At 36.6% G+C, this 22,674-nt stretch carries 24 protein-coding genes; 6 read left to right on the top strand and 18 right to left on the bottom strand.

The genetic code is table 11. The annotated features are described in order from the left end of the window. Nucleotides 1–381: 381 nt before the first annotated feature. Complete coding sequence (fusA, locus tag VCM44_RS07765) at nt 382–2,547, bottom strand: elongation factor G (RefSeq protein WP_334678461.1); 2,166 nt, start codon at nt 2,545–2,547, stop codon at nt 382–384. Between the two features lie 255 nt (nt 2,548–2,802). Between fusA and VCM44_RS07760 the strand changes: the two genes are divergently transcribed. Continuing rightward, on the top strand, nt 2,803–3,498 hold the full coding sequence (locus tag VCM44_RS07760; RefSeq protein WP_120404902.1) for a hypothetical protein: 696 nt from the start codon (nt 2,803–2,805) through the stop codon (nt 3,496–3,498). A gap of 541 nt (nt 3,499–4,039) precedes the next feature. Here the strand turns inward: VCM44_RS07760 and VCM44_RS07755 are convergent. Beyond that, nucleotides 4,040–4,540, bottom strand: coding sequence for a DUF805 domain-containing protein (locus tag VCM44_RS07755; protein WP_120404903.1), 501 nt, complete (start codon nt 4,538–4,540; stop codon nt 4,040–4,042). An 85-nt stretch (nt 4,541–4,625) separates the two neighbouring features. Between VCM44_RS07755 and VCM44_RS07750 the strand changes: the two genes are divergently transcribed. The 3 genes from VCM44_RS07750 to VCM44_RS07740 all read left to right on the top strand — a co-directional run bounded on the left by VCM44_RS07750 (nt 4,626) and on the right by VCM44_RS07740 (nt 7,123). Continuing rightward, nucleotides 4,626–5,261 (top strand): MarC family protein, encoded by a 636-nt coding sequence (locus VCM44_RS07750; protein WP_115362979.1) that lies wholly within the window; start codon nt 4,626–4,628, stop codon nt 5,259–5,261. Between the two features lie 70 nt (nt 5,262–5,331). Further along, nucleotides 5,332–6,669 carry a D-alanyl-D-alanine carboxypeptidase gene (locus VCM44_RS07745; protein WP_334678460.1) on the top strand — a complete coding sequence of 446 codons (1,338 nt, stop codon included), beginning with the start codon at nt 5,332–5,334 and terminating at the stop codon, nt 6,667–6,669. Beyond that, nucleotides 6,662–7,123 carry an ankyrin repeat domain-containing protein gene (locus VCM44_RS07740; RefSeq protein WP_115362983.1) on the top strand — a complete coding sequence of 154 codons (462 nt, stop codon included), beginning with the start codon at nt 6,662–6,664 and terminating at the stop codon, nt 7,121–7,123. Before VCM44_RS07745 ends, VCM44_RS07740 begins: the two co-directional genes overlap by 8 nt. Nucleotides 7,124–7,425: 302 nt before the next feature. Here VCM44_RS07740 and VCM44_RS07735 read toward each other — a convergent pair whose 3' ends face one another. The 7 genes from VCM44_RS07735 to cdaA all read right to left on the bottom strand — a co-directional run bounded on the left by VCM44_RS07735 (nt 7,426) and on the right by cdaA (nt 13,851). Continuing rightward, a complete protein-coding gene (locus VCM44_RS07735; protein ID WP_334678459.1) occupies nt 7,426–8,580 on the bottom strand; it encodes a cysteine desulfurase family protein in 1,155 nt (384 codons plus the stop codon). Then, nucleotides 8,564–9,127, bottom strand: coding sequence for an Rrf2 family transcriptional regulator (locus VCM44_RS07730; protein ID WP_115362987.1), 564 nt, complete (start codon nt 9,125–9,127; stop codon nt 8,564–8,566). The genes VCM44_RS07735 and VCM44_RS07730 overlap by 17 nt, the downstream gene beginning before the upstream one ends. Before the next feature lie 320 nt (nt 9,128–9,447). Further along, nucleotides 9,448–9,903 carry a tRNA (adenosine(37)-N6)-threonylcarbamoyltransferase complex ATPase subunit type 1 TsaE gene (tsaE, locus tag VCM44_RS07725; RefSeq protein ID WP_158536898.1) on the bottom strand — a complete coding sequence of 152 codons (456 nt, stop codon included), beginning with the start codon at nt 9,901–9,903 and terminating at the stop codon, nt 9,448–9,450. 76 nt (nt 9,904–9,979) lie between these two features. Next, a complete protein-coding gene (locus VCM44_RS07720) occupies nt 9,980–10,744 on the bottom strand; it encodes a pyridoxine 5'-phosphate synthase (RefSeq protein ID WP_115362991.1) in 765 nt (254 codons plus the stop codon). Continuing rightward, nucleotides 10,744–12,108: a phosphoglucosamine mutase gene (gene glmM / locus VCM44_RS07715; protein ID WP_115362993.1), complete on the bottom strand. Its 1,365-nt coding sequence runs from the start codon at nt 12,106–12,108 to the stop codon at nt 10,744–10,746. The genes VCM44_RS07720 and glmM overlap by 1 nt, the downstream gene beginning before the upstream one ends. A 1-nt stretch (nt 12,109) precedes the next feature. Then, the gene (locus tag VCM44_RS07710) at nt 12,110–13,042 is read right to left on the bottom strand and encodes a CdaR family protein (protein ID WP_334678458.1); all 933 of its coding nucleotides are present in this window, start codon (nt 13,040–13,042) and stop codon (nt 12,110–12,112) included. Between the two features lie 2 nt (nt 13,043–13,044). Continuing rightward, nucleotides 13,045–13,851: a diadenylate cyclase CdaA gene (gene cdaA, locus VCM44_RS07705; RefSeq protein ID WP_115362997.1), complete on the bottom strand. Its 807-nt coding sequence runs from the start codon at nt 13,849–13,851 to the stop codon at nt 13,045–13,047. Nucleotides 13,852–13,898: 47 nt separating this feature from the next. Between cdaA and VCM44_RS07700 the strand changes: the two genes are divergently transcribed. Beyond that, the gene (locus VCM44_RS07700; RefSeq protein WP_334678457.1) at nt 13,899–14,318 is read left to right on the top strand and encodes a secondary thiamine-phosphate synthase enzyme YjbQ; all 420 of its coding nucleotides are present in this window, start codon (nt 13,899–13,901) and stop codon (nt 14,316–14,318) included. A 74-nt stretch (nt 14,319–14,392) separates the two neighbouring features. On the opposite strand, the gene rplT is transcribed toward VCM44_RS07700, so the two are convergent. The 9 genes from rplT to VCM44_RS07655 all read right to left on the bottom strand — a co-directional run bounded on the left by rplT (nt 14,393) and on the right by VCM44_RS07655 (nt 22,072). Next, nucleotides 14,393–14,737: a 50S ribosomal protein L20 gene (gene rplT, locus VCM44_RS07695; RefSeq protein WP_115363001.1), complete on the bottom strand. Its 345-nt coding sequence runs from the start codon at nt 14,735–14,737 to the stop codon at nt 14,393–14,395. Nucleotides 14,738–14,875: 138 nt separating this feature from the next. After that, complete coding sequence (gene rpmI, locus VCM44_RS07690; RefSeq protein WP_115363003.1) at nt 14,876–15,082, bottom strand: 50S ribosomal protein L35; 207 nt, start codon at nt 15,080–15,082, stop codon at nt 14,876–14,878. Nucleotides 15,083–15,286: 204 nt separating this feature from the next. Next, nucleotides 15,287–15,886: a translation initiation factor IF-3 gene (infC, locus tag VCM44_RS07685; protein WP_255509247.1), complete on the bottom strand. Its 600-nt coding sequence runs from the start codon at nt 15,884–15,886 to the stop codon at nt 15,287–15,289. Nucleotides 15,887–15,977: 91 nt separating this feature from the next. Next, nucleotides 15,978–16,406 (bottom strand): hypothetical protein, encoded by a 429-nt coding sequence (locus VCM44_RS07680; protein WP_115363004.1) that lies wholly within the window; start codon nt 16,404–16,406, stop codon nt 15,978–15,980. Continuing rightward, nucleotides 16,407–17,309, bottom strand: coding sequence for a cation diffusion facilitator family transporter (locus VCM44_RS07675; protein ID WP_158536900.1), 903 nt, complete (start codon nt 17,307–17,309; stop codon nt 16,407–16,409). 14 nt (nt 17,310–17,323) lie between these two features. Next, on the bottom strand, nt 17,324–19,108 hold the full coding sequence (locus VCM44_RS07670) for a 1-acyl-sn-glycerol-3-phosphate acyltransferase (RefSeq protein WP_115363009.1): 1,785 nt from the start codon (nt 19,106–19,108) through the stop codon (nt 17,324–17,326). Nucleotides 19,109–19,119: 11 nt separating this feature from the next. After that, on the bottom strand, nt 19,120–20,181 hold the full coding sequence (locus tag VCM44_RS07665; protein WP_334678456.1) for a guanosine monophosphate reductase: 1,062 nt from the start codon (nt 20,179–20,181) through the stop codon (nt 19,120–19,122). Between the two features lie 88 nt (nt 20,182–20,269). Then, nucleotides 20,270–21,400 carry an outer membrane protein assembly factor BamB family protein gene (locus VCM44_RS07660; protein WP_334678455.1) on the bottom strand — a complete coding sequence of 377 codons (1,131 nt, stop codon included), beginning with the start codon at nt 21,398–21,400 and terminating at the stop codon, nt 20,270–20,272. Between the two features lie 9 nt (nt 21,401–21,409). Continuing rightward, nucleotides 21,410–22,072, bottom strand: a complete 663-nt coding sequence (locus VCM44_RS07655; RefSeq protein WP_334678454.1) for a tetratricopeptide repeat protein — start codon at nt 22,070–22,072, stop codon at nt 21,410–21,412. Between the two features lie 118 nt (nt 22,073–22,190). Between VCM44_RS07655 and VCM44_RS07650 the strand changes: the two genes are divergently transcribed. Next, the gene (locus VCM44_RS07650; RefSeq protein WP_115363017.1) at nt 22,191–22,670 is read left to right on the top strand and encodes a hypothetical protein; all 480 of its coding nucleotides are present in this window, start codon (nt 22,191–22,193) and stop codon (nt 22,668–22,670) included. Nucleotides 22,671–22,674: the final 4 nt, after the last annotated feature.

The raw sequence follows: 22,674 nt of genomic DNA, 5'->3' as shown, positions 1-22,674 counted from the left end.
TGGGAGATAAAATTAATACTATTTTGTTAGAACAATTTCAAGTCATTAAAGAAATTGTTATTAATTACAATAACTCTCCCATTGCTCCTGAAAACATCACGTGATTCGGTTATTTTAGATAAGTTTACTTGCTAACTTTAGCAGAGCTAAAGTGTCGCTACTATTATTCGATGGCCTTCCCATTGGCCTTGAGACGAACCGGTGTGCATAAACGCACACCTCTCGACAAACCTACTAGCTAAAGACTAGGGTCCTAGCACCGCAAACAATAGCCCGCCTTTGGGCGGCCAATTTTGCGGATGCTTCCCATTGCGCTGAAAAAAACAAGGCCCGCAGTAATGCGGGCCTGTTTTGAATATAAATCAATATTAAGATATTGGCTTAATCTTCGTTAGCAAGTTTCTCTTTACGTGCCTTCATAACTTCCTCTTGGATGTTAGATGGACAATCTAGGTAACGAGAAAATTCCATTGTGTATGATGCTTTACCTTGAGACATAGATCTTAGGTCATTTGAGTAACCAAACATTTCTGAAAGTGGTACCTCAGCATTGATGATAACTTCTCCACCTGGATCAGTTTCTGAACCTTGGATCATCCCTCTTCTTGAAGAAAGGTCACCAATTACAGAACCTTGGAATTCATCTGGAGTTGTAACTTCAACTTTCATAACTGGCTCTAGAAGAACTGGTTGTGCTTTGTTGATAGCTTGTCTCATCGCTTGTCTAGAAGCAATACGGAATGCCATATCAGAAGAGTCAACGTCGTGTGACTTACCGTCTCTTAGGTAGATTTCACAGTTAATAACTGGGAATGCAGCAAGAGGACCTTTGTCCATAACGTCTTGGAAACCTTTTTCACAGGCACCGATGAATTCATTAGGAATTGATCCACCTTTAATTTCGTTATTGAACTTAAATACCTGATCTTCTTTATCCTTATCTTCTTCAGCAAGTGGCTTAAGTAGACCAACAACTTGACCGAATTGACCAGAACCACCAGTTTGCTTCTTGTGAGTGTAATCAAAAGCTGCTTCAGTTCTGATTGTTTCACGGTAGTTAACCTGTGGAGCACCAACTTCAACGTTAGCACCGAACTCACGCTTAAGTCTCTCTACGTAGATCTCAAGGTGTAGCTCACCCATACCAGCGATACGTGTTTCACCTGATTCTTCATCAGTGTATACGTGGAAAGTCGGGTCTTCTTTAAGGAATTTAGCAAGACCTTTAGACATTTTAGCTTGCTCGTTCTTATCCTTACAAGAAATCGATAGCTCGATAACTGGGATTGGAACGTGAATACCTTCTAGTGATAGGTTCATATTATCGTCGTTACCAACGAAAGTATCCCCTGATGCACAGTCGATACCAACGATAGCGATGATGTCACCAGCGTGAGCTGAATCGATATTCTCTCTATCGTTAGAGTTCATACGAACCATACGTCCGATACGAACTTTCTTACCTGTTCTTGTATTGTAAACAGTATCACCTTTATTTAGTGTACCTCTATAGATTCTTGTATAAGTCAGCTGACCGAATTGCTCATCAGTGATCTTGAATGCCATCGCAAGTAGATCTTGTTCTGGATCTGGAGTGATCGTAACAGTTTCTTCAGTTTCTGAATCAACAGCTGTTGGAAGAGCACAAGTAAGTGGTGAAGGAAGGTATCTAGCAACTGCTTCAAGAAGTGCTTGTACACCTTTGTTCTTGAAAGCTGACCCCATGTAAACTGGAGTAAGTTGAAGAGATTGAACACCTTTTTTGATACATAGGTGAAGTTGTTCTTCAGTTGGCTCATTACCTTCTAAGTATGCTTCCATTACGTCATCATCAAATTCAGCAACAGCGTCAACCATTTCAGATCTAAGCTCTTCTACTTTATCCACTAGATCAGCTGGACAGTCTTCGATTCTAACTTTTTCACCGTTATCACCGTCGTAGTACCATGCTTTTCTTGTAATTAGGTCTACAGCACCAACGAATTCGTCTTCTGCACCGATTGGACATTGCATAAGTACAGCATTGTGGTTTAGTTTTTCTTTAAGAGCATCTCTACCATTAAATGCATTCGCTCCCATACGGTCCATCTTGTTTAAGAAAGCCATTCTAGGAACGTTATATCTTTTCATCTGTCTATCAACTGTAATTGACTGTGACTGAACACCAGAAACAGAACAAAGAACAAGGATAGCACCATCAAGAACACGTAGTGATCTTTCAACCTCAACTGTGAAGTCAACGTGACCCGGAGTATCAATGATATTTACACGAGTATCTTTATCGATACCATCAGCAAATGTCGTACCTTTACCTTCGATACCTTTCCAGTGAACTGTCGTTGCAGCAGATGTAATTGTAATACCTTTTTCCTTCTCAAGTTCCATGTGGTCCATAGTTGCACCAGCACCACCACCACGAACATCTTCGATTTTGTGGATCATGTCACAATAGAAAAGGATACGCTCTGTAAGAGTTGTCTTACCAGAGTCGATGTGAGCCGAGATACCAATGTTTCTCGTTTTCGCCATCAATTTGTTGTTAACCATTCTTAACTCCGTTTTGAGGTTGTTAATATTTTAAAAGAGTCCAAATAAATATGGATGTCCAAATTTACAGATACCTTAAATACAAAATAATCAGTGTTGCATATTAGAGAAAAAAGCCATTCAAGTCAACGAGTTATAAGGCTTTTTTACGGCCAAAACAAAGAATATTTAAGTATTTATTTTTGATAAAAGCGGTTGACAAAAAATGACGTAGTTCTTAAAAAAATTTTCACACTAAAATTAAGGAATAAACGTATGTCTTCACAGTTAAGCAAACAAGATCTGTACGAATCAGTAAAAACACTAGTTGAAAGCGATGCACAATTAGTACACTTGGCCCAACATAAATTATATACCCTCTTTAGTGTGGCATTCCAATATATGCTATTTAGATCGACAAAAGAGGCCGGAGCTTACATTATTCGAGTTCAGGATGCGAAGTTAGCGCAAAAGCTTGCTCGTAAGTCAAAAGATGAATCAACACGTAAATTCTTACAGCAATTACAGATTCCAAGAAAGATCAAATATGGAAAGTCTACTTTCTATTTAGACTTCTTCAATATTGCTAGCTGGAACCTAACGAAGAATCTAAATCCTGCAAATATCAAAGGATCAATTATTGTTCGTGACACGACTGAAGAGTCTCCAGTTAAACAAATCATGGCACTACAAGCAGAAGCGGCAATGAATGAAGCAATCTTAGAAGGGCGTGAAGAAGAGGATATCAAAATTGATATTCCAGAGCTTCCTGAAGACTTCTACTTTTCACACTTAGTTGAAGCTTCTCCAAAATCAATCTTTATCGCTTTTGATGAAGTGTTAGAAGAAGGAGTTCTTGAGCCTTTTAACCCGACTGCAATCAACTTCCCTTTTATTAAAAAGGATGTTCAAAAAACAATTTCCGGTGTAACGATTTCAAATGATCTAGATTGGGACAAAATTGATGAGTAGACGCGGCATTGTCTGCCCAAAGGCAGACTATTGGACGCGTCGACAGCTCCCCATTCTTTAGCTAATATACTTAATTCAACAAGCCGGGTTCAAGCCCGGCTTTGTTGCCTCAGGAGCAATGGGAAAGCCTACGCAACATTCACCACCCAAAGGCAGACTATTGGACGCGTCGACAGCTCCCCATTCTTTAGCTAATATACTTAATTCAACAAGCCGGGTTCAAGCCCGGCTTTGTTGCCTCAGGAGCAATGGGAAAGCTCACGTAATTTAAGCGATATTTTAGCGCAGCTAAAATTAGCACAAACCGGTACGTCGATACTTTTCGACACTTCAATCACATACACAAGACAGTAACAATTGAGCTTAGTTTTAAAGCATCTAATATTAATAAAAGTTATTCTTTTTAGACTTTTGTATTAGGGACCCTACTAATATGCTTCTTGTTACATAGAAATAGCTTTCCAGATGATAAAAAAACAAAATTTAAACACATAACATTATGAAATGTCGAAAAGTATCGACGTACCTATTTTCCTATTTTTTACAGATTACTTAAATTGTAATAGTACTGAGCGACAAAAAATAAAACCGGTGCGATTGGAAAAACAAACAAAGAAACTGTAATCGAAACGAGTCGATTGGAGAAGAATTTTAATACATACTTATTTTTAGCAACTCTTGTATATTCACTTGAAATAAAACCAGGACAAAGAACAAGAAATGCAGCCAAGAAAAGTTGTCCTATAATTGGTATCATCATTGTTCCATGAGCAAGCAATATATACTCTGGCATGAATCTACCGAATATATCTCTAGTTCTTCTAACAAATGAACTGATTAGAATATAGAAAGTAAAGCATATTAAAATAGCAAACAAGACCTCTCCAGACGGTGACATAGAAAGCCCTCCTTTATCACCAGGAAAAGCAGCAATAGGCCCGAAGATTACAATTGGAGTCATCACTATTGGGAAGATAAGCCCAAATATCAGAAACTCTTTTCGCGCTCCATGCCCTCTGAATGTTAAAAAGTCTAGAATCACGTCTCACCCAAAATTAGTTTATAAAATTATAACATACGTAAAGATTCTAACTTGAATATTTATTGAAAGCAGTCATAATCTAGATATGAAAACTGCTCACATGATCTCATTCTTTGTTGCCCTTCTCTCTGTTGTTAATCCAATTGGAGCACTCCCAATGTTTATGGGACTGACAAAGAATCTTTCAAAGACTCAAAGAAAGAGTATGGTGCGAGTTTGTTCCATTGCCGTCTTTGTTACTCTTGTGATCTCTCTATTTATTGGAAAGAAAATTCTAAGCTTCTTTGGCATATCAATAGGGGCCTTTACTGTAGGAGGAGGTATACTTATTTTCTCCATGGCAACTTCCATGATCAATGCAAAAGACGTTGAATCTAAGCTTACGCAAGATGAAATGGATGACGATTCAATTCGTGAAATTGGAATAGTACCTTTGGCCATTCCACTTCTTGCTGGACCAGGGGCCATATCAACGACTATCATCTACGCGCAAAAACTGACGTCCCCAATTGACTGGGCCTTAAGTATTCCGATCCTATTTCTTGCCGTTCTATGTATCTACATTGCTCTAATCAATGCGAATACAATTAGTGAAAAAGTTGGCCAACTTGGTGTTAATGTAACAACACGTGTCATGGGGCTCTTTCTCCTGGCCATGTCTGTTGAAATGATAACAAATGGATTGGCATCGATTCTACCAATTCTAAAAGCACAACTTTAAGAAAATCTTAATAACGCATAAAGACATCAGCTCTTGACCGAAGAGACCAAATTACCTAGAATCCCCCTTCATGAATTCGTTCAAACTTATATCCATTTTCCTTTTTGCCATTAGTATAAATGCTAATATCCACAATGGGATTGCCAATAAATGGTTAGAGCTCTCCAAAGAATTTGGCCTTGATAGCAAGGAGCATGGATTTTGCTATCTCTACAATGGAGAAATATACGGAAAAACGGCCCATCTAAAAGCGAGGCTAGCATCCACTTCAAAACCTCTAACAAGTCTTATGGCCTTAAAAACACAAGGCCCAAACTATGAGCATCAAACAGAAGTCATTTCCGACGGAAGAAATATACATCTTATTGGATCTGATGATGGCATGTTTAACGAAGATAAAATCTTCTATCTCATAGGCAGATTAAATGCTTTGGGAATAACAGAACTAGATAATTTAAGTTTTGATAACTACACTCCAATATTTGCAATTGCCCTATACTCACGCATGAGTATGAGCGAAGCGTGGTATTCAAAAGAATATAATATTGAGCAACTTGAAGAATATTTCAATTTAGATACTAATAAGGACATTCAATCGAGACTAAGAAGATTTCTAAAAAATACTCCGGTTGAAATACTAAACGATCTTGGAATCTCTTCAAGATATTCTGACTACAAAATGAGTACTAAAAGAGTTTTCTACAGTACAAGAATTCCTTTGATTGATTATAATTACAATTTCACACTAACTGCTCCAAAACTGCTGACTTATCTTAAGTATCAAAACTCAGTGTCGCATAATTGGCTTGCAGATATAACTTATCGAAGCTTTGGCGCAAGATCATATGGAGACTGGTTTCTAGAAAATTTAGCTGAAGAATCATTTGGAAACGACTACTACCAAAAACGAATTGGATTTAAAGATCAAGAGCCCCATGCACTACTCTACACAGGCTCAGGCCTAGATTCAAAGATCAATGATGAGCGTGTTGATAATTACGCAACTTGTGCAATTATAGTTAAAGCATATGAACAATTAGAGTTAGAATTAACAGACTATGGTAAAGGACTTAGCGATATATTACCAGTTGCTGGAGTTGATATAGGAACATTGGCCAATCGCTTAAATGCACGTCGAAACCTAGGATCAATAATGGCCAAGACAGGAACTCTAATGAATACAAAGTCTCTAGCAGGTAAGCTAAAGACGAAATCAGGAGATATATTCTTTGGCTTCTTTCATCATGTATATAAGGCCAATGGAAGCGAACAATATAATGCAAAAATTGTTCAAGATCTTATGACAGAATATTTAATTGAAGAATTTGGAGGAGCAAAACCTCTTATCTACAAAAGGCCAAAACAATTCTTCCCACTAAAATTATCAGAGGCAGTGCTACTTGAATAAACTTACCATTCCACTTGTCATATTTTTTATAGGTCTTGCTACTTATATTTCTCGTAACGGAACAAAGGCCGCTAATACAACGTTCGAGTCTCCTGTTCCTATTGAAATCTCAAGAGAGAGTAGAAAAGAATTAGAGCGCACTAATATAAAAAATCATAGCAATTATAAAAATTTTGATGAGGCCTTAATTGCAAGCCTAGCGATGGAGGATGACGAAGAAGTTATTCATGCATTAAAAGCAGGGGCAAATCCAAATATAATCTTTAATAATCGAAAGTTTACCATGGCAATGGATAAGAGTTTAAATTGTAACCCTAAAATTCTTATGGCCCTAATTGAAGCGGGGGCCGATTTAAATATGAAAGATACTCACAATAAAAGTGCACTTGATTATGCCAAGAGAAATGGAAATGAAGAGTGTATAAATATTCTTATTGATTCTGGTGCAAAATAAAAATGGGGCCTTGGCTTGTACTTTAAAAGAAAAGGTAGGATTTTAGAGCAAGAGAAAAAAACAAATTCTTGTTTTTCAGCATGGTCGGTAGAAGTGTTAAGTGGGACTCTTTTTAAAGAACCAAGGCCATCCAACCATTGATACTTTAATTAAAGCAATGCACGTGCCAACTTTTGAACTGATTCACTCAAGTAAATTCAAATAGTTAATCGAGGTGCATAATGCGTCCTGAGGTCAAAATGAACTCATTTCAAAATAGATCCTTGATGTCAAAGCGCACATTGGGGCGCATCATGCGGAGATTATTTTAGAAATTTAGATAGAACAGGATTTAGCTTTTGAATGATCTCACTAGAGCTTTCTGTGAACGGAGAAAGAGATAATCGTAGAACATTAGTCGAAGAAATATCATCTAATCCATAGGCTTTTGCCACTCGAGAAGGCTTTATAATACCAGAAGCACATGCTGAGCCACTTGATCCGCAGATACCGGCCATATCAAGTGCCATCATAAGGGTATTAATATCTCGCTCACCTATACTAAAGAAGATTGTCGTGGCATTACGGCCTTTAGCATTAGCACCAATTACCGTAATCTCATTTTTGAAGTTTTCTAATAACCATTTTTCAATTTCGACTTTGGCATTATTTACTTTATCGTAATCAAATTTTTCAAGATTGTATTCAAGAGCTAGCTTAATAGTATTTGTACCAAATGCATTCTCCGTTCCCGAACGCATGGCCTTCTGTTGACCGCCTCCACGTATAAGTGGAGTCCAATTAGACTTTGTCGAGATAAGGGTAAAGCCAACACTTTTCATGGCACCAAATTTGTGGCCAGAAAATGTATAGTAATCAAGACCTAAAGGAAGCTTTTGCCAATCTTTAACCTTAGAAACAAGTTGAACACAATCAATATGGACAGTTGCACCTGTCTCATTCTTTATCTCCAACACTTCATTTAAATCCCAAACAACACCGCTTTCATTATTTACGTAAGTGAAATTAATAAGCTTATCACCCTCAAGTCCTTTTAAGGCCTTAATAACTTCTTCTTTATTGAAGTCACCATCCTTAGTATTTAAAACTTGAAACGTACCACCTAATATTTCTACGTGCTCTCTTTGATTGACCATACTAGAATGATCGCTATCAAAGCATAGAACATGAAATGGCCTCTTTGCTTTTAATGAATTGAAGCTAAAGCCTTTTACAACACTATTAATGGCCTCTGTTGCACCTGAGTGAAAGAAGACATCGTATTCCCTAGCATTAAAAGTGGATTGAATTGTATCAATTGTTGCATTGATAAGAGATTTCGACTTTCTACCTAATTGATGGGTAGAGGCCGGATTACCAAAGCATGCGGCCCCCTTAGTGAGCCAATCTTCAACTGGTTTCACTAAGGGGGCCGTAGCATTATAATCTAGATAAAGACAATTATTGATTAATTTCACCTAAGCCTGATCTGATTCCTGAAGCGTACTCGCTAAATGCACTTTCTGTAGATGTGCTTTGAGTTTGAGCTTCAACTGTTTGTGAAGGTTGCTCATTAGTGCGCTCTTCGTTACCTCTTACTTCAGACTCAACCTCACCTGATTTTCTAATAAGGTCACCTAAAGAAGTTGTCGATAGGTATTCGCTCATAATGAAACCAAGGTTTTGGAAATAATTCTTTGATAAGTGGAACTCTACTGTATTTGCTTGTTCAGCTTCTGTTCCAAGAATATCCTTAGCAGGGTTGATGTTTTCACCAACACATTCAAGAACATCTTTAATTGTAATTTCTTCCATCGAACGAGCAAGAACATAACCACCACCTGGTCCTCTTACAGACTTAACTGCTTGACCATTTCTTAGCTTTCTAAAAAGCTGCTCAAGATAGTGTAGTGAAATGTTTTGTCTTTCTGAAATTTCCTGTAGTCTAACAGGGTTACCGTTGCTGTTTGTAGTTAGATCAAGCATTGCTCTAACTGCGTAGCGTCCTTTCGAAGTGAGTCTCATTGGTCTTCCTCCATAAATCCAAATGTTAAATAAAAAATTAGTTTTTTATACTTTAAGCAAGTGTGTGCTAATCAGGAGTCGCTTTCCATGCTATCCTTTCCTTGAAAGACCTTATCTATAAAATCTTTCTTCCTAAATATTATGTCAGCCCATCAGACTTAAAGTCAACTCGATTTAATCAATTATTATGAAAAAATATTTTTCATTTAATATATCTATAGAAATCTAATAAATTCAGACACTTGAAGGTGGAAAAGAGGCAAGTAAATCTATTTAAAAACAGACTTACTCGGTTATTTCTGCCCACTTGTTAGAAGATGTTAAAAAATAATTTTTTTCAGAAAGTAGTTTCTTGAGGCTTCATCGTGTCCATCTTTAACTTCATTGCTTTCAATGTCTAATTGAAAATAATGGAAATCATCTGAGAGTTCACGATAAATATCACGAATATAGTCTTTTCCCCATTCTACTAGAAAGTACTTCTTCTCTTCTAAGTACATAGGAAGTTCTAAATGCATGATCTCTTCTGCTGTTTCAAGACGATAGAAGTCAGCATGGACAACTTCTCCGCAATCATTGATTAGAGAATATGTTGGAGATCCAGAATTATCTTCACCAAGAAAAATATTTGTAAAAGTTGTCTTACCTGCACCAACTGGCCCATTTAAAACAACGATTGCTGGCTCTTTTAATGATTCTTTTAATTCGACAATAATATTTGAAATATCGCTTTGGTAAACTTTCTTCCAATGTCTAACGTCTTTGTAGTCAAACAACGGTTTCTCCTTAAAATTCATTTAAGAATATTTTCAACGATTAAAATTTTTAAAGCAACGAAAGGAAAAGCATTCCTTACTTAATTGGATGGTTTCTAAACAAATTAAGCATATCAGAAGTTACATTAGCTATTCCGCTAAAGACGGCCTGAGATACAATCCAGTGACCAATATTATATTCAACAAATAAACCCTGCTCTAATAAAGGTTTTACACTCTCCATCGTAAGGCCATGACCAGCATGGAAGGAAACCCCACTATCTTTAAGATAATTGAAGCATTGAACATATTTTTCTAAATGAGGATTTAAGTCGCCTTCTTTTAAAAAGTCGATTGCATAAGCACCTGTGTGAATTTCTACAGCATCAGCCTTCAAGTCAATACATCTTTGCATTACTTTAGTATCAGCTTCTACAAAGAGTGAAATTTTCGTATTTGGTGTCTTTTCGCGAAGATAATTCATTGAATCTTGTACCTTAGAAAAGTTATCACTCAATAGATCAAGACCACCTTCAGTTGTCTTCTCTTCCCTTTTTTCAGGAACAAGACAAATCCACTCTGGCCTAAAGTCTGCTGCTATCTCAACAATCTCTTTGGCACATCCTATTTCTAGATTAAGTGGTTTTTCATAGCGTTTTGTTACGGCCATAACACTTGTTAAGTCAGTATCTTGAATATGTCTTCGATCTTCTCTTAGGTGGATTGTAATTTGATCCGCACCGGCCTTTAATACATGAGCAGCTGCATCGGCAACGCTTGGATAACCTTCATCGCGTTGTTGTCTTAACGTTGCAACATGATCAATATTAACACCTAATCTAGCTATATTCTTTGTACTCATTACGCTATTTCCTTTTTAAGAGCGGCAACCAGACGATCACATACCGCTTCAATTAGAGCACTGCTCTTTCCTTCAACCATAACTCGAGCAAGAGGCTCTGTTCCTGAATAACGGAAAATAACACGCCCTTCATTTCCAAGCTCTTCCTCACAAGCTCTTAATTCTTTTTCAAAGCCAGGCATCTCTTCAATGCTTTTCTTTTGAGAAACTGAAACATTCTTAAGGATTTGAGGATATAATTCAATTTCTTCAGAAAGTTCATTGATTGATTTCTTAAAGTAGAAAGTTGCTTCAATGGCCTTAAGTGCAGCAAGTGTTCCATCCCCTGTCGTTGCATGCTCTAGGAAGATGATATGACCAGAAGGCTCACCACCTAAAAGGGCATTTTCGCTCTTCATATATTCCATGATATAGCGATCACCAACTTTAGTGCGATGAAAGTTAAGGCCAAGTTTCTTCAGATAATTCTCAAGTCCTAAGTTCGACATTATTGTACCAACAACAGTGTCTCCCTTTTTAAGTTTACCTTGATCAAGAAGTAACTTAGCAAAAATTCCAATTAATCGGTCACCATCAATTAGTCCACCGTTCTTATCAATCACCTGAATACGATCAGCATCACCATCAAGACAGAAGCCAATGTCAGCACGAAGCTTTACAACTTCATTTGCAGCCTCTGAAGGATGAAGACTTCCACAATTTAAATTAATATTTTCACCGTTTGGATTTACTCCAATTGAAAAAACTTCTGCACCAAGCTCACTCATAACAAGAGGAGCGACTTTATAACTAGCACCATTGGCACTATCTACAACGACTCTCATTCCAGTAAGGTCACATTCTTCAGCAATTGCTGATTTCACGTGAACAACGTATCGTCCTTCAACACCTTCTAACCTCTTAGCACGGCCAATTTCACCACCAACCTTTGGCGGGATAAGCTTAGGATTTAATACTAGTTCTTCAAGCTCAAGCTCAACTTCATCAGGAAGCTTAAAACCATGAGCATCAAATATTTTAATTCCATTATCATCAAAGTCATTATGAGAGGCCGAGATCATAATTCCAGCATCTGCTCTCATGGAAGTTGTAACAAAAGCCACGCCAGGAGTTGGAAGAGGTCCCGTAAAAATAACTCGTCCACCTTGAGAAAGTACTCCAGCAGAGAAAGCTTGTTCAATCATATAGCAGCTTAAACGAGTATCTTTTCCGATAATGATTAGAGGTGCTTTCTTATTTTCATTTTTCTTTTGAAAATAAAATGTTACTGCACGGCCTAGTGCCGTTGCGATCTCAGGAACCATTGGGTAAATATTAGCTTTTCCTCTAATTCCATCTGTTCCAAATAATTTTCTTTCACTCATTTTAACGACTCACTTTTATTACTTCTGGGTGTATTTTTAATAAGTGCACATCATCAGGGAGCTCTGCCCTTAAACGAATATTTGCACTTTTGCCCATATCTGCAGGAATATCTGCATAAATCTTTATATCACTTTCTTTAATTTTATCATTTCCTGTCTTTAATACATCTAGGGAAACTTTTCTCACTCGAGAGCGAAATTTAATATTAGGTGCGACAAAGAGAATAGGAATATTCTTTAATGTTAAATTGGCTTTTTGCGGCCTAATATCATATTTAAACTTTACGATATTCTTTTCCCCGTATCTTAAGAAGTCTGGCAGCTCTTCAAGTTCAACTTGGGCCTCACCTTGTCCAGTGTACTCAGATAGATCAATCATACGAGTTTTAACAAGCCCTACTCCTCGCATAATATCTCTTGCTCCTTCAATTCTAACTTTAGAAGGCTCTACATCGGCCGAAATAAGTTTTAAGTCCTTCGGGAGATTATTTGTATAATTTAATTTTACTGGGACATTCTTATAAATGAGTTTATCAAGGTTTATGGTTACATATTTTGGAGAAATTTCTACAACTTCAACACCAAAAGGGACAACCAGATCACTATCCTTAATCGTATACTTTATTCTTTTAGTATTGCGCTTTACCTTCAATTTCTTCAAATCAATTTGAAACTTTAAATGATCATCACCATGAAAGTCCTTTAAAAAGGCCCTTGCACCTTTTAGTTTGACATGAATCTCTTTTGCAGAAACAGATGTAACATCAACACTTGTTGCAGGAAGCACACTTAGATTATAGATCCTCTCAGTTTCAATTGGCTCAGAGTTTACAACGTAGAACCATAGAAAAACGGCCAGCGCTAAACTTGTTAGGATAAGAAATTGGTTTTGTAAGAACTCAAATAGTCGACTATTTTCAATTTTACGTAACATCTCTAAACTCCCTGTCCTGTAAGATGAGTTTGTGAATCAAGCCTTTTACCTGACCAAGCTTTCTTAAGAAGTACACGTAATTCGTTTTCGTTATGACAATATAAGAACTCTCCATTATAGCAAAGTTTGATTTTTCCAGTCTCTTCACTAACGATAATTACAATAGCATCTGAAACTTCTGAGATACCAAGAGCGGCCCTGTGGCGTGTACCAAAGTGGCGGTCAATTTCAATATTCTTAGATAGAGGAAGAAAACATCCAGCGGCCAGAATCTTTCCAGCACGTAAAATGATTGCTCCATCATGAAGTGGAGAAATCGTTTGGAAAATTGAATAAATTAAATCAGAGTGAACCTGAGCATCTAAGACAGTTCCAGTGTCGATATAATTTTGTAGTCCATTTTTTCTTTCAACAACAATTAGTGCACCAGTTCTCTCTTTTGATAATGCCGTAACACTTTTTATAACTTCTTCAAGGTCGTAATTAACAGGAGAACGATCGAAGAAGTTAAACATCTTACGTCCAGTACCAACAGTCGCAAGTGCTGCTCTTAATTGATCTTGAAAGATAACGATGAAAATGATGAAAATATAATCAAAAAAGTGTTCTAAAATCCAATTAACAGTGTAGAGATTATAGTTAATTCCTAAGAAGTAAAGAATGGCCAAAAAAACCATCCCCAATAATACTTGAATTGCTCTGGTACCTTTTACAATCTTTAATACTTGATAGATCATAAAAGCGACAATTCCCATATCGAAAAAGTCTTTTATACTGAGCTGCTTTAATAGCGTGGAGAATAAAGTCATATATAATTCTTTTATTATTAATAATATTAAATGTTTGGAGTTTAATGATGCCTATAAAAACGCAGATAGTAAACACATCAGGGGAAGGCTTTTATAATATTACAAAAGAAATTCGTCACTGCGCAAAAGAACTTAACCCACAAGAACGTGATGGAATCCTTGTTTTACAAATTCAACATACTAGCGCGGCACTATGTGTTAACGAAGCATTTGATCCAAGTGCAAAAGAAGATATGGAAAACTTCTTAAAACATCTTGTTCCAAGAGACTTAAACTTCATCACACATACGGCAGAAGGCCCAGATGACTCACCTTCACACATGAAGTCTATTCTTATGCAAACAGGACTGACCCTAATTATTGAAGATGGAGAATTTGATATTGGCAGATGGTCGGGAATTTATCTTTGTGAGTTTCGAGATCACAAGCAAGAAAGAAAAGTAAAAGTGAAATTTATAGAGGGATAAATAACAAAGGCCTCATAAAGAGGCCCTGTTATATAGTTTTGTTTTTTATTTTATTAAATCAATAGTTTAATGAATTACTTTGTTGATTCGTAGATTGCTTTAAATCCTTCAAAGTCTCTAGCAGCGATTTCCGCAAGCATCTTTCTGTTGATTTCAACATTGTTCTTCTTAAGCTGTCCCATGAACTTTGAATAAGAAGTACCAAGAAGCTTAGCAGCTGCAGAAATTCTAACGATCCAAAGCTTTCTCATATCTCTTTTAAGAAGCCTTCTACCGATATATCTGTAGTGTAATGCTCTTTTTACTGTTTCAGAAGCGTGATAGTACTTAGTTCTTCTTGAAAAGTGAAAACCTTTCGCTAATTTAAGAACCTTGTTTCTTCTCGCTCTTGCTTTAAAACCTCTTCTAACTCTAGACATAATTTACTCCATTTTTTTGACGTTTGGGGGTTAACTCATTAATCGTCAACTCTTGTACTTCCCAAAAATCAGGTTAAAAAAACAAATTGTTTTGTCGATTTATAGTTTCGACCAACTTAATTTTTGAATTGCTTGCGCTTAGTTTTTTGCAGCGTAAGGTAACATTCTTTTTACACGACCAGTATCTGAAGCGTGAACGTAATCTGTTTTACCAGCTCTTTTCTTCGCATCAGTTGGTTTCTTTTCAAGAATGTGTCTTAGGTTTGCTCTTTTTCTTTTGAACTTACCGTTACCTACTGGCTTAAATCTTTTAGCAGCAGCTCTTCTTGTTTTCATTTTTGGCATTAAATACTCCTTAAATTTTTCTGTGTTAAAACACAGATCGAGAATTCAACAAAATATAACAAAACTATAAGTGCATATTTGTAGCAGGTTTGCACACTTAATGCAAAGGATAATCATCTTTTAGTAAAAAAATATCAGGTACTTAGGAAGTATATGAGAAAGAGTGCCTGACGTAAAATCAGGCACTTACATATGAAAAAAGAGTTATTTCTTTTTAACAGGGGCAACGATTGTAATAATACGATTCCCCATCATCTTAATTGGAGACTCAATAGCAGCTGAGGCTTCTTCGCAAACTCCTGCAAGAATCGACTCAAACTTCTCTTTCCCCATATCTTTATAGGCCATTTCACGTCCACGAAATTGCATAACAAATTTTACTTTATCGCCATTTTCAAGGAATTTGTAGGCCTTCTTAAGCTTAGTTTCAAGATCATGTGCTTCAATATTTGGACGCAGCTGAATTTCTTTAAGTTGAACCTTAGCTTGCTTCTTCTTTGCTTCAGCAGCTTTTTTCTGTTGTTCGTACTTAAACTTACCGTAGTCCATTAGCTTTACAACAGGTGGCTTAGCTGTTGGTGCGATCTCGATGAGATCAACGCCAAGTTCTTCAGCAATTTCACGTGCCTTATCAATAGAAACGACTCCATACTGTTCTTCATCACTCATTAGACGACATTCTGGAATTCTGATTTGGTCATTCGTTCTAGGGCCTCTCTCTTTTCTTCTACCCCTTCCACCTTTAAAATTGTTGCTAATAAAACACCTCCGGAAATAAGACCAATTATTAGCGGTTGGTCTCATAATAAATAAATATCAAGAATTGATCATATACAATTCTAATAGTTTACAATTGTGATTGCAAACATAACAAAAAATATTCCTCGAGTATACATTAATGAAGGAGATATTTCTCATAAAAAACCTGATAATCCCCTTCATGTGAAGATATTCGTAAAAAATAGTCCTCATCTATACCTAAATCATTAAATAACTCAGAAATCTTCTTATATTCTCTTAACTTTTCTAGGCCAATCTCTACGCTTTCAATATCTCCAGAATTTAGATCCTTAGTTATAAGATTCTTATTCTGTATATTACCTATAATAGGAATCCCTACAATATACTCTAAGTCCTGCTCTTCATCCCTACTAACGAGAAGATAGAGTTCATCGTATTTGAAATGAATGAGATTGCCATGGACAATTTCAGACATTAAATGGGCCGCTTCAGAGAAAATGCGGCCTAATTCTTTATGAGTGGCCCCGTGAACCAATCGAATATTTCCAATTTTTCTAATATTTTTATCTTTACCTAAATCCATTTAGTCCTCGTGAGTCTCATCATCTGGTTCAATATGGATTAAAATATCAATATCGCGACAATAATCCTTAAGTAGTGATCTTAAGCGATCTTCAACCTCATGTGAAATTTCATGGGCCTTTGTTAATGAGAGCTTAGGATCAAGTAGAAGATGAAAGTCTATTTGCATCCATGTCGTATTTCCACGCGCTCTAAACTCATGTATATCACGGACATATTGCATATCCTCTAATGCTTTTAGATAACGGTCCTTAATAACTGGTGATACATCAAGAAGATCATTTAAATTATCTAATGTAATTTGAATCGCTAGATAAAAGAGGTAGAAGATAATAAGTCCACCAACAATATAATCGACGATAAAGATTTCAAACTTAGCACAAACTATTGAGATAAGAACACCAATACTAATGACCATATCACCGAACGTGTGCCCGCTATCTGCAATTAAAATCTTAGAATTTAACTCACGCCCTTTTCGACCTTCATAACTTGATACAAATGCACTTACTGCAATTGAGATGAGTATTGATAATATTGGGATGGCCCCAAATAAACCTCTGGTCTGCTCCCCTGAAAAAACAAAGTCGTGATAATCAATACCTAATTTAATTGAAGAACCAAATAACATTAGAGCAATAATTAGTGCTCCAAGGTTTTCAAATTTATAATGGCCGTAATTATGTCTACGATCACTTGGCTTTGCAGCGATAGCTATGGTGATTAAACCTAAGATATTTGAAGAGCCATCAAAAAGTGACTCAATCCCAGAAGATCTAAGAGAGAGAAAATCAAATTGAATACCAGCAAAGAGCTTAATTAAAGCGACTGCAATATTTAGGAAGAAAGTTATTAGTAAAACTTTCTTTATCGCACTTTCTCTTGATAGTAATTCAGTCTTCAAAGGCAACCTTTTAGTTATACCACTTTAAAATTAAGTTTGAGTTGGTCTAATAGAATCTTCTCAGTAGACTCGATAAAATCAGCGAGTTTATCTCTATCTGCTACGTAGTAAGAATTGTCTTCGTAACCTAAAACACCGACTTGTTCAAAATACTGCAAAGCAGTTTTCATTAATTCAACATTTTGGCTTTCTGGAAAACGGATGACTCTTTGAGTTTGAATTTCTGCATTATAAACATCCGCAAATCGCTTCATATAATCGGCCGTCTTAAAAGAGACATTATTCTTTTGAAAACTTTCTAACGTCAAGGCCGATACAAAGTATGCTTCGTTTATATAAGTAAGAGAGCGAGCAAAGATACTTAATTTGGAAGCGACTTCATAGAGATCTTTATTAGTGAACTCAATGGCCTCGTTTAAATTAGCAATATCTCTTCCCACAACATTACTTAGTATCTTAAGAGTCTTTGAATAGTATTGTTTTACAGTTGGTAAATAAAACTCCATCTTCAATAAGCTTCTTTGCTTAATGAAGAATTGTTTTAAACAATCGGCATTTTCTATCTCACCACTAAAAACATTAAACCAAGCAAGTGATATGGTCCAAGGTATAATGAAGTGATGAACTATTGTATTTTTGAAAAAGAGAAGCTCTCCTCTTGAGTCCTTCTTAATTGAATAAAATAGAGAAGATCCAACTTCTTTTTGCCCAATAACATCAACCTTATTATTGCCAATAAGGATGTCCATTGCACGGCCAATAGAGTCTTCTAATAGAGAGTCTTTTAGACCATCAGTAAAAGGAATATCATATGACTTACAATATTCTAAAATTGCCTGAGCTTTTAATATGATATCTGTCCACTTAAGAGCACCTGTTGGCTCATCAAGAAGAATAAGAACAAGTAAGTTAGTCGGCGTGATAACCATTTGATCACCAACACTTCTAAAACATTTAAATGCAAGGTCTCTTACATGCTTCTTATTCTCATCTGGATCATCTAATTTATATGCATATTGAGGCTTACCAAGATTGATATGTATTTTACCAAATTGATAGGCCATAAGTTTTAGAAGGCCAAAGAGTTGTCCTGTCGACTCTTTCTTCTTCTTTCCACCCATCATCTCTTTTGCAAGTGCTTTTTGCTCTGGAACATACTCATGAGCAATACTTACAGGAACAAATGCTAATCCTCTCTCTTTTGCATTTGGAAGATGTGAATGTGCCTCTAGTAGCATTTGGTATAGGCCGTATTTTGGTGGCCTAAGTTTTCCAGAGCGAGTACGCCCACCTTCAAAGAAGAATTCAATGGGCTCTTTCCTTTTTAATAGGGCAAAGAGGTAGGCTTCCATTGTAAATTTATAGAGAATGTCGTTTTGAAAGCTTCTTCTGATAAAGAAACATCCAGATTTTCTAAATATTTTACCAATTGGAAATATATTTAAGTTATCACCACCGGCAACATAGAGCATACGTTTGTATTCTTTAAAGAATTTGTAATTAATAGCAATATAATCGGCATGTGATTGGTGATTTGGAACGAGAACGACACTGTCTTTTTCAAGCAAAGCTCGAAGATCAGTGTCATTTTCTTTGTAACTGATACCATCATAAAGTCTTGGTAAAGTAGCATCAAAGAACTTTTCCATCGACTTCATATATGAAGGTGAGTTAATTGCACGCATTTCTTTAAAGTTTGCAATTACTTTCTTCCTAGTCGCTTCAGGATCTTTACTATCACTGATGCGTTTTACGATCTTAGGATAACTTAATAAGTCATCTAGGATATCAGTTTGCATAGAGCGGCCTTTTATTGTTTTCCGTGTGGTTTACTCTCTGCCATACCAGAAGATGACATTTCCATAAATAATCCGGCTTCGCTCATTTGATCAAGTTGATCAACTCCAAGATAAGTCATCCCTGAGCGAATACCACCTGTAAGTTCGTTGATAATATTCTCAACTGGCCCTTTACAAGGAATCATTGTATCAACACCTTCTGCGGCCATACCTTTTGGAAGCTCCCCACGCCAAGAAACTTGAGCGGCCTTTGAAGCCATTCCACGATATTCTTTCATTCCACCCTTAACTTCACCTGGAGTTTCTAATGCTCCTGAGAGAAGTGATCCGGCCATACATGAATTAGCTCCAGCACATAATGCTTTTACCATGTCACCAGAGTTCTTAAGTCCACCATCTGCGATAACAGGGATCCCTGCTTTCTGTGCTTCTGCAACACACATTGCAACAGCTGTTAATTGTGGAACTCCATGACCTGTAATGATACGTGTTGTACACATACTTCCAGGACCGATACCAACTTTAACAGCATCAGCACCTTTATCAATCATACGCTTTACACCATCTGGTGTTGCAACATTACCTGCAATAACATCAATTGATGGATAATTTTTCTTAATATACTCGAGAACTTCCATCATCATAATTGAATCACCATGAGCGATATCAACAGTTAGAATTTCTACTCCTAATTCAGCAAGTAGGTCTGCTCTCTTTTTTCCCTCATCCTTAACACCAACTGAAGCTGCGATAGGAAGAGAGATAGAATGTTCTTTGAAATATTTTTGAATTGCTTTTACATCTTCAACTTGTTGCTCTGGAGACATGAAACGATGAAGAATACCAACGCCACCTAGACGTCCCATCTCCATTGCCATCTCTGGTCCTGTAACTGTATCCATATTTGCAGCAATAATTGGAATATCAATTGAATGGTTCTTAGTAATTTTTGTTTTTAAATTCGTGTGTCTTCGAGAAGAAATCTCTGAATACCTAGGAATTAATAAAACGTCATCAAAAGTTAAACCTTTTCCACGACTTAAAATACCATTTGCTTTGAATGTTAAATCCATACTCTCCCCTAAAATAACAATCCCGTGTGTGTAATTTCAACGTCATAATATCATTGTCGAAAAGACACACACAAGGGAATTTTAGGTTTTATCTGAAAGTATAAAGACGATAACGTGATGAAATAAAAGCTAAAAACTCATCGTCATAGCTCATGTGACCAAATACGGCCGAGTAGGCAGAACCTAAGTCAAACTCTTGTTTGATCATTCCATTAGAGTCGATGAAAAAAGCAGTTTTACCAACTGTTGTGACAACAACGCCACCCTTCCAAGGAGCGAGAGACGACACTGCTTCATCTGAAAGCTTCACTCTCTTATATTCTTGAAATTGTTTATCAATATAAATGAGTTCACCATTAACGCTACCAAAGACCATATTTTGGCCGTTACCAATTTCTAGGCCTGCGCGGTTTGTACGGAAGTTCAATTTCTTAAAAAGAACACCAGACTTCGGCACGATCACTTCTGTACGATCATCAACTGAGCCAACAAGGATCTTTTCATTAAAAATGACAGGTCGCATATCAACATCAACAAATTTCTGCCCAGGGCTTAGCCTTCTTTCCCAAAGTACTTGACCTTCTTCAAGAGAGAAGCAGACAAAGTATCCATCAGCAAAACCTGCGTATAAGCGTCCATCAAGTATTAATGGTGTTGAAGCGCGTTGCACTGTTGAGTAGTATGGAACAGATCTCTTGTACGACCAAATAACGCGACCAGTATAAACATCAATACTAAATAATTTATGATTTCGAGTATGAATGAATAATCGGCCATTTGCTGTAACAGGAGTTGAATCGATTCCACCATCTAGGTCAAACTCATAAGCGAGCTCGCCCTTATTGAGGTCTCTTGCATAAACACGTCCAGTATCATCACCAAAGATCAATAGATTTTCAAAAATAATTGGAGCACTTGTCATTTGCCCTTTAATCTTGTGTGTCCAAATTAGGCGGCCATTTTCAACATTATAAGCATTAAAATTACCACGGCCATCAGCAGCATAGAGAATTCCATCAGCAATTAGTGGTGAAGATAATGAAATCGGAAGATTTCCAGACTCGTAACTTGGCTCTAGATTCTTAGTCCAAGTAAGAGTTAGAGGGTCCACCTCAAGCTTCTTGCCTTCTAACTTACTTGTTACTTTTTTTATGCTTGAACAAGAGGCAAGCAAAGTGGCCATTGTTATGACCACTAAAATATTACGATATAACTTCATAAATTCCGCTTATTTGATTGTATTTAAGTGATATTTAGCTAGCGACTTATATACATTTTCAGTTGTTAGAGTAAGGACTCTTTCAAAGTGTCCTTTGGCCGAAGCAGTGTCACCTTTTGCAAGGTAGCTACGTCCAAGTTCAAGTTCAATTCGACCCATTGATAGTGCACGATCATTACTTTTAAGTTCTTTAAGTGTCACAATTGCTCCATCATAGTCTTTTAAATCTTGCTGTATCACTGCCTTTCGAACATTGATAAAATATGATTGTAATGAATTAGATGCGCTTATTAGACTAATAATTTCAAAAGCTTCTTGATTTTGACCTTTATTCGTTAAGTGATCTACGGCCAATAAAGTTGTTGAAATAGCAGCAGAGCTATCACCAAACTCACCAAGAATCGTTTTTAGCTCAGAAACCATTGCGGCAGAGTCGATCTCACCTTTTTTAAACTTCTCTAAACTTCCAGTTTCAAAGCTATAAAGAGTTTGGGCAGCTTTCTCATTTTGTTGGTTTTTAACATATGAAAAAATACCGTAACCTGCAGTCGCACCGATAATAAGTAAGATTAATCCAATAACCAATGCCTTATTCTTAGCGATAAAAGCACCAAGCTCAGTTGAATTTAATTCAGAATTTAGGCCTTCATTTGGCGCTACTTGTGTTGTCATCCATTACCCTCTAGTTAAAAATTTTTATCATTTTAATAAATAACATTGAAAGTTGTCAAAAATACATGAGTATTGTTAGAATTAAATTAATTAATTTCATAAAGGATTATTACGCACCATGAAAAGGATTTCATTTTTAATAATTACCTTATTTATTTCACTTAACTCTTTTGCCATTGAAAGAGTAGGAAGATTAGGAGTTGGTTTTTCAAATACTATCTCTGACTCTATCCCTTCTCTGTCAATCAAGGTCCAAAGAAGCTCGACATTCTCATATGGAGCAATTTTTGGAGTAAACACTGCTGACGACGGTGGATGGCACGGAGGAATTCGACTTTACCGTAATATCTTTGATGAACCGTATCTCACATTTTATACGGTTGGCGCCGCGACATTGATCAACCAAAAAGTACCTGGCCAAGATAGCGAATCAGGATTTCAAGGCGATGTAGGACTTGGAGCAGAGTTTTCTCTACAAGGAATTGACAGCCTAGGCTTTAGCGTTGAATTTGGCGTACGCTTCAAAAATCTGGATGACTTTGAAGTTACGACAATGGGTGAAAACTTCTTAAATGCAGGTATTCACTTTTATCTTTAAATTG

Source organism: Halobacteriovorax sp. DPLXC-1 (assembly GCF_036903125.1).
GTDB lineage: Bacteria > Bdellovibrionota > Bacteriovoracia > Bacteriovoracales > Bacteriovoracaceae > Halobacteriovorax_A > Halobacteriovorax_A vibrionivorans.
The sequence above is the reverse complement of the archived record's forward strand: the minus strand, read 5'-3'. Positions and strand labels throughout refer to the sequence as shown.

What these genes read in the sequence shown, in the direction of transcription:
- fusA (WP_334678461.1), bottom strand. Translation starts at nt 2,547, where the DNA reads ATGGTTAACAACAAATTGATGGCGAAAACGAGAAACATTGGTATCTCG.
- VCM44_RS07760 (WP_120404902.1), top strand. Translation starts at nt 2,803, where the DNA reads ATGTCTTCACAGTTAAGCAAACAAGATCTGTACGAATCAGTAAAAACA.
- VCM44_RS07750 (WP_115362979.1), top strand. Translation starts at nt 4,626, where the DNA reads ATGAAAACTGCTCACATGATCTCATTCTTTGTTGCCCTTCTCTCTGTT.
- VCM44_RS07745 (WP_334678460.1), top strand. Translation starts at nt 5,332, where the DNA reads ATGAATTCGTTCAAACTTATATCCATTTTCCTTTTTGCCATTAGTATA.
- VCM44_RS07730 (WP_115362987.1), bottom strand. Translation starts at nt 9,127, where the DNA reads ATGAGACTCACTTCGAAAGGACGCTACGCAGTTAGAGCAATGCTTGAT.
- VCM44_RS07720 (WP_115362991.1), bottom strand. Translation starts at nt 10,744, where the DNA reads ATGAGTACAAAGAATATAGCTAGATTAGGTGTTAATATTGATCATGTT.
- glmM (WP_115362993.1), bottom strand. Translation starts at nt 12,108, where the DNA reads ATGAGTGAAAGAAAATTATTTGGAACAGATGGAATTAGAGGAAAAGCT.
- VCM44_RS07710 (WP_334678458.1), bottom strand. Translation starts at nt 13,042, where the DNA reads ATGTTACGTAAAATTGAAAATAGTCGACTATTTGAGTTCTTACAAAAC.
- cdaA (WP_115362997.1), bottom strand. Translation starts at nt 13,851, where the DNA reads ATGACTTTATTCTCCACGCTATTAAAGCAGCTCAGTATAAAAGACTTT.
- VCM44_RS07700 (WP_334678457.1), top strand. Translation starts at nt 13,899, where the DNA reads ATGCCTATAAAAACGCAGATAGTAAACACATCAGGGGAAGGCTTTTAT.
- rplT (WP_115363001.1), bottom strand. Translation starts at nt 14,737, where the DNA reads ATGTCTAGAGTTAGAAGAGGTTTTAAAGCAAGAGCGAGAAGAAACAAG.
- rpmI (WP_115363003.1), bottom strand. Translation starts at nt 15,082, where the DNA reads ATGCCAAAAATGAAAACAAGAAGAGCTGCTGCTAAAAGATTTAAGCCA.
- infC (WP_255509247.1), bottom strand. Translation starts at nt 15,886, where the DNA reads ATGAGACCAACCGCTAATAATTGGTCTTATTTCCGGAGGTGTTTTATT.
- VCM44_RS07680 (WP_115363004.1), bottom strand. Translation starts at nt 16,406, where the DNA reads ATGGATTTAGGTAAAGATAAAAATATTAGAAAAATTGGAAATATTCGA.
- VCM44_RS07670 (WP_115363009.1), bottom strand. Translation starts at nt 19,108, where the DNA reads ATGCAAACTGATATCCTAGATGACTTATTAAGTTATCCTAAGATCGTA.
- VCM44_RS07665 (WP_334678456.1), bottom strand. Translation starts at nt 20,181, where the DNA reads ATGGATTTAACATTCAAAGCAAATGGTATTTTAAGTCGTGGAAAAGGT.
- VCM44_RS07660 (WP_334678455.1), bottom strand. Translation starts at nt 21,400, where the DNA reads ATGAAGTTATATCGTAATATTTTAGTGGTCATAACAATGGCCACTTTG.
- VCM44_RS07655 (WP_334678454.1), bottom strand. Translation starts at nt 22,072, where the DNA reads ATGACAACACAAGTAGCGCCAAATGAAGGCCTAAATTCTGAATTAAAT.
- VCM44_RS07650 (WP_115363017.1), top strand. Translation starts at nt 22,191, where the DNA reads ATGAAAAGGATTTCATTTTTAATAATTACCTTATTTATTTCACTTAAC.